Origin of the sequence: Actinoplanes sp. NPDC020271 (assembly GCF_044388125.1) — a bacterium.
Classification (GTDB): Bacteria; Actinomycetota; Actinomycetes; order Mycobacteriales; family Micromonosporaceae; genus Actinoplanes.
Genome location: NZ_JBIRWQ010000075.1, coordinates 1 through 4,487, shown reverse-complemented (window position 1 = coordinate 4,487; position 4,487 = coordinate 1). Strand labels below are relative to the sequence as shown.

Genomic DNA, 4,487 nt, shown 5'->3' with positions numbered 1-4,487 from the left:
CCCGCTCACGCAGCTCATCGGGGTACTTCTTCGGTGCCGCCATAGCGAGATTCTCTCCCAGGTTTGGATGTCTCCATCAAACCCGGGGCGGAACATTGTCCAGGTTGATGTCCATCCTGCCTGCAACCTCATTGACGTTGTCGATAGTCATCGGTGTACCCGGCCCGTTGTCCAGTACATCCCGGTTGCTGCGCGCCGGGCTTTTGCTGAAAAAATCAGCCTTGGGCGGAGCTGGCGCTGCTGTCGGGTCAGAGCGGCTGAGCTTGCCGAGTTTGTTCTTGAGTTCGTCGAGTATGTGGTTCAGGTCGGTGATTTTGCCGCTGAGCCGTCGCAGGCTGTTCAGTAGTGCTCGTATGAAGCCTTGGATCCGGTTGACCCATTTGGCGACCAGAGCGCTTACCTGGCTGATGACCACGGGGGTGGCGAAGCCGAGGGTCAAGCCCTCTTCGGCCAGCCATTGAGGCAGCCTGGCGGCGAGAGTGGCCACGAACTGGGCGATCAGATCGCGGACGATCCCGCGGACCAGGCCGACGAGCAGGCCGGCGCCTTCGACGGCGTACGAGATTCCCTCGGTCGCTTTGGCGATGCCGCCGAGGGCGTCGAGCTGTTGCGCCGCATGATGCCGGTAGGCGTCGCCGGAGGCGCCGGACCATCCTGCCGTCTGATCGCGGACGGCGTCGGTGTAGCGCTGAAGAGTGGCGTTCGTGGCTGTGGCTACGTTACGCCAGGTCGCGCCGTGCGCGGCGATCTCGTCGGGTTGGCCGGCGAGCCAGTCCAGGGCTTCGCGCAGCGGGCGTACGTGTTCCATCAGCCAGCCGACACCCCAGGCAACCAGTGAGCCGAGCGGGTCGAGCGCTGTTCCGAGCAGGTCCAAGGTGCCGCCGACGCCACCCAGCGTGCCGTCGACCCAACTGCCGTTCTGGATGCCGTCACTGATCTGGGCGGCGTCCTCGGCCAAGCCGAGCCCGGTGTACCACGTGGTCGAGCTGGCAGCCTGCGTGATCAGCGGGTTCTGGGTCATAGCGGCGAATCGAAGCCCGGGCTGGCAGCTTGATGAAGGTCCTCGGCGTTCGCCGTATCGGTCGCCGTTAACCGAATTGCTGCCGTCCGAAGATTCATCGCCGTTTCGCTGAGCGTTTCCGTCGCATCATTCAAGACACCCACAGCGCTGCCGAACAGCGGCGTAAGCAGGGCTGGTAGGAATTGACACAGCTGCCCGTACGCTTCGCTGCTCACACTGACCTCGCCGACTGCCGCTCGGATCTGCGCTATTTCGTCGGATGCTCCACCGACCAGATCGGCGTGTTGCAGGATTGCCTCAGGCGGAAACCTCAACTCAGCGCTCATCGGCCGGTCTCACGCTGGTCAGTCCCGAAGCGGGCCTCGAACGAATGGAGCACCGCTTGGCCGGTCTCGGTGTCGGTGCCGACCGTCGCTCTGACCTCTTCGGCCACCGAACGGGAGAGGTCTGCTTGAGCGCTCCGTGTGACCGCCATGATCTCCTGGGCCAGCCTGGGTCCGGACAGCTCATGCACCTGGTCATCGAGTTCCAGCCTTGTCATTTGGCCAGCCGGCCCGACGACGACTCGGATTGCGCCGTGATGGCCTTCCGCGGAACCGGTCAGTGCCGCTACCCGCCGCGACAACTCGACGCCGCGCGCGGCTTGCGCGGTCGTCTGTCTCGCCCACGAGTCCAGCCACTCCTCGGCGGCATCGACACCATCCATGGTCAGTTTCCATCGACGTCCTTCGACAGAGTAGCGGGCTGTTGCCAGCAGGACGGGTTGGCGTAGGGCTTCGGCGGCCCGATCTTCCTGGTGACTCCTGTATCGGTCCAAGGCGAGGATCTCGCTGTTGTACACCTCGTCCTCCAAATAGCTTGGTTACACCGCCGTCCTTGTACCGCCGCCGTGTCGGGTGACCCGTGGGCGAAGCGAAATTTTGACGGCGCCGCGGGTCAAGGCCGCGTCGGTGGCCTTGTTGGACCACAGGTAGGCCGCGCCGCGATTGAGCGCGGCCAGCTTGGCCGGCGTCAAGTCGGCGAGTGCCGCATTGGCCTTCTGTAGGTGCTTCAGCCGGGCCGGGGACGTGAATCGATGAAGGATCACGTGGTTGGAGAGTTCGATGAGTGGGATGGGCACCGACGGCGGGTCCTGGCTGGCCACAAGGATGCTCATGCCCTTGTGCCGCATCTCCCGGACACTTTCCACCAGGCCGTGCACTAGGTCTGGACTCTCGATGTACTTGTGTGCCTCGTCGAAGACCACGAGCTTGTTGAAACGCTCCCCCTCGGCCGTCCCCTCGGCGAAGAGTTCCATGAGCACCACGAACAGACCGAGCGCCTCGTCCTTCTCGATGAGCTCGTCGCGGAGGTCGACGATGATCAGGCGACCGGGCCGGACAAGGTCCTGGACCCGGAAGCTGTCGTCGATGTAGTCGGCCGCGAGGTCGAGTCGCTGGTGGGCAAGCTGCTTGATCTGGTCGGTCAGCGTGGACTGATCGATGCCGTCGCGGAGGGCGTCAAGCGTGAGCCCGGACCGGTTGGCCCGCATGATCCGGTTGAGTTGACGGATGTAGGTCGACTTGCTGCCAAGGGCGCCCATAAGGAAACGCCAATGGCTGGCCCTTAGTTCGCCGGAGCCGAACCTCAGCGGATGAACCTCGATGGCGGGATGCTCGGCACGGCGTGTCCCACCCTGGTCGGAGGGCGTCAGCATGACCACATCAGTGAGCGCGGCGGGCTCGGCCCCGTAGCGTTGCCGCAGACGTTTCACCAGTTCCGCGTCGTCTTGGGGTCGACCATGCTGGCGAACTCTGGGGTGTAGGTCAGCGTGGGGCTGTAGTGGAAAACGATGGTCGCCAGGGGCTTGGGGAGCCGGTTGAGCGCCGGAGCCGGCAGCGAAACGCTACACCGGGCGGTCGAGGTGTACAGGGCCCGGTTCGCCGACGGCACCGGATGATGCATGGCTGGACGGCTTCCGCGACCTGGTCCAGCGGGAGTATGTCAACGCCATGATCAGGCGATCGCGCAGGCGGCTCCCGGCCGAGAAGTCGCGCCGTTCGTGGACGCCGGGGAGCCGGGGCGACAAGCGGCGCGGGATGTCCTCAACTCGGCGCGAGAGCAGGTCAGCAACGCTGGCAGCCAAGCGGTGAGCTTCCTGAACAATGAGGCGGCCGCAGCGCCCGAGAAGTCGTCCTGGCTGGATGACGCGGGCGACTTCCTCAAAGACGTCGGTGCCGACGTGGTCAACAACTTGGCCTCGATGGGCAACGCGGTGATCCACCATCCGGGCGAAGTCGCGACGGCGGCAGCCGGCATCGGGCTGATGCTGCTGAGTTCCGGAGGAGAAGGCATCGGCGTGGCACTCGACGCGACCGGTGCGGGCGCCGTCGTTGGAGTTCCGCTCAACGTCGTTTCGGCCGCAGGCCTTGCCGCTGGCGCCACCATGACCACGGCGGCCGGGGCCTCGCTGATGCAACACGCCGCAAGTGACGACGCGGTCTCGCCGATGCAAGGCAGTCAGCCATCGCGAAGCGTGCCACGCAAGACCGATCGGTTGAAAGAGCACCTCACCGAGAAGGACCTCGACGGTGCGCGGCGTGAACTCGATGGGAAGTAGTAGCCCGAAAGTCGGACGGCACGCCGTGGGACCGTGTCGACGAGGTTCGCAATGCCCAACGCGGCCTGATCAACCGTATTCGGCAGTTGAAACGCGAGGTCGACGATGCTCGCCTGCCCGAAGAGCAGCGCTTAGCCGCGCAGGACGAGCTGGGCGAGGCCAGTCCACTGCTGGATCACTCCGAGCAGTTCGTACCGCGGGGCACCAACTGAGAGGGAGATGCCATGACCGACGTACGAGAGCAGTCCCTCGAAGAGATTGAAGGCGTCGCGTGGGGCGATGCGCCCGCCGACGCCAGCAAGCTCATCGCCACGGTTCATGAGCTGCGCCGCAAACCGATCGGCTTGCTCGAGATCGAGGATCTGCGAGTGCTTCTCGGCCAGCGGGAAGGTGTTCTGGTCTTGGTGCCGCGAGCACTGGACATCATCGAGCACGACCCGTTGGCCGAGGGCGACTACTACCCGGGCGACTTGTTGAACGCCGTCCTGAACCGCGTCCCGGCGGGCTACTGGGCTGCCCATCCCGGCGAGTCAGCTCGCCTGCGTGCCCTGGTCGGCACCATCGACCTGGACGAAGTTGACGATGACGAGCTGCGGGCTGACATCGCCACGTTCCGCGAAAGCGGCGCCTCGCAACCGCCGGCGCCGTCACTCGGTCCGCTCTGAGACTGCTCGGAGACGCTCGGGCGCCCGTGCGCAACGGCGGTCAGCGGCGCGCACGGGTACTCATCGGGTCCACCGCCCGGCGATCGTGCTGCTCGGTATGTGGTCCGGCTAGCTGTGATGTCCAGCCAGGTTGTTCAACCGGGTGATCGGCGTGGTCTTGCCGATGGCGGTGTGGGGCCGATGATGGTTGTAATCGTGTAAG

The 4,487-nt window shown here is 65.2% G+C and carries 7 protein-coding genes and 1 pseudogene; 3 read left to right on the top strand and 5 right to left on the bottom strand.

Annotated features, from left to right (window positions below; all coding sequences use genetic code 11):
• Positions 1-76 precede the first annotated feature (76 nt).
• From ACH442_RS47860 to ACH442_RS47840, 5 genes are read right to left on the bottom strand one after another with little or no spacing between them, the layout of a single operon-like run.
• Positions 77-1,021, bottom strand: a complete 945-nt coding sequence (locus ACH442_RS47860) for a WXG100 family type VII secretion target (RefSeq protein WP_396344893.1) — start codon at positions 1,019-1,021, stop codon at positions 77-79.
• The gene (locus ACH442_RS47855) at positions 1,018-1,347 is read right to left on the bottom strand and encodes a type VII secretion target (protein ID WP_396344892.1); all 330 of its coding nucleotides are present in this window, start codon (positions 1,345-1,347) and stop codon (positions 1,018-1,020) included. The genes ACH442_RS47860 and ACH442_RS47855 overlap by 4 nt, the downstream gene beginning before the upstream one ends.
• The gene (locus ACH442_RS47850) at positions 1,344-1,874 is read right to left on the bottom strand and encodes a YbaB/EbfC family nucleoid-associated protein (protein WP_396344891.1); all 531 of its coding nucleotides are present in this window, start codon (positions 1,872-1,874) and stop codon (positions 1,344-1,346) included. The genes ACH442_RS47855 and ACH442_RS47850 overlap by 4 nt, the downstream gene beginning before the upstream one ends.
• Positions 1,875-1,883: 9 nt before the next feature.
• Positions 1,884-2,774 (bottom strand): hypothetical protein, encoded by an 891-nt coding sequence (locus ACH442_RS47845; protein WP_396344890.1) that lies wholly within the window; start codon positions 2,772-2,774, stop codon positions 1,884-1,886.
• Positions 2,771-2,965, bottom strand: a complete 195-nt coding sequence (locus ACH442_RS47840) for a hypothetical protein (RefSeq protein ID WP_396344889.1) — start codon at positions 2,963-2,965, stop codon at positions 2,771-2,773. Before ACH442_RS47840 ends, ACH442_RS47845 begins: the two co-directional genes overlap by 4 nt.
• Before the next feature lie 97 nt (positions 2,966-3,062).
• On the opposite strand from ACH442_RS47840, the gene ACH442_RS47835 reads away from it, so the two are divergent.
• The 3 genes and pseudogenes from ACH442_RS47835 to ACH442_RS47825 all read left to right on the top strand — a co-directional run bounded on the left by ACH442_RS47835 (position 3,063) and on the right by ACH442_RS47825 (position 4,285).
• Positions 3,063-3,620 carry a hypothetical protein gene (locus tag ACH442_RS47835; RefSeq protein ID WP_396344888.1) on the top strand — a complete coding sequence of 186 codons (558 nt, stop codon included), beginning with the start codon at positions 3,063-3,065 and terminating at the stop codon, positions 3,618-3,620.
• A gap of 50 nt (positions 3,621-3,670) precedes the next feature.
• Positions 3,671-3,832 (top strand): annotated as a pseudogene (locus ACH442_RS47830) (hypothetical protein); the annotation flags it as partial.
• 12 nt (positions 3,833-3,844) lie between these two features.
• On the top strand, positions 3,845-4,285 hold the full coding sequence (locus ACH442_RS47825) for a contact-dependent growth inhibition system immunity protein (protein ID WP_396344887.1): 441 nt from the start codon (positions 3,845-3,847) through the stop codon (positions 4,283-4,285).
• The last annotated feature ends 202 nt before the right edge of the window (positions 4,286-4,487 follow it).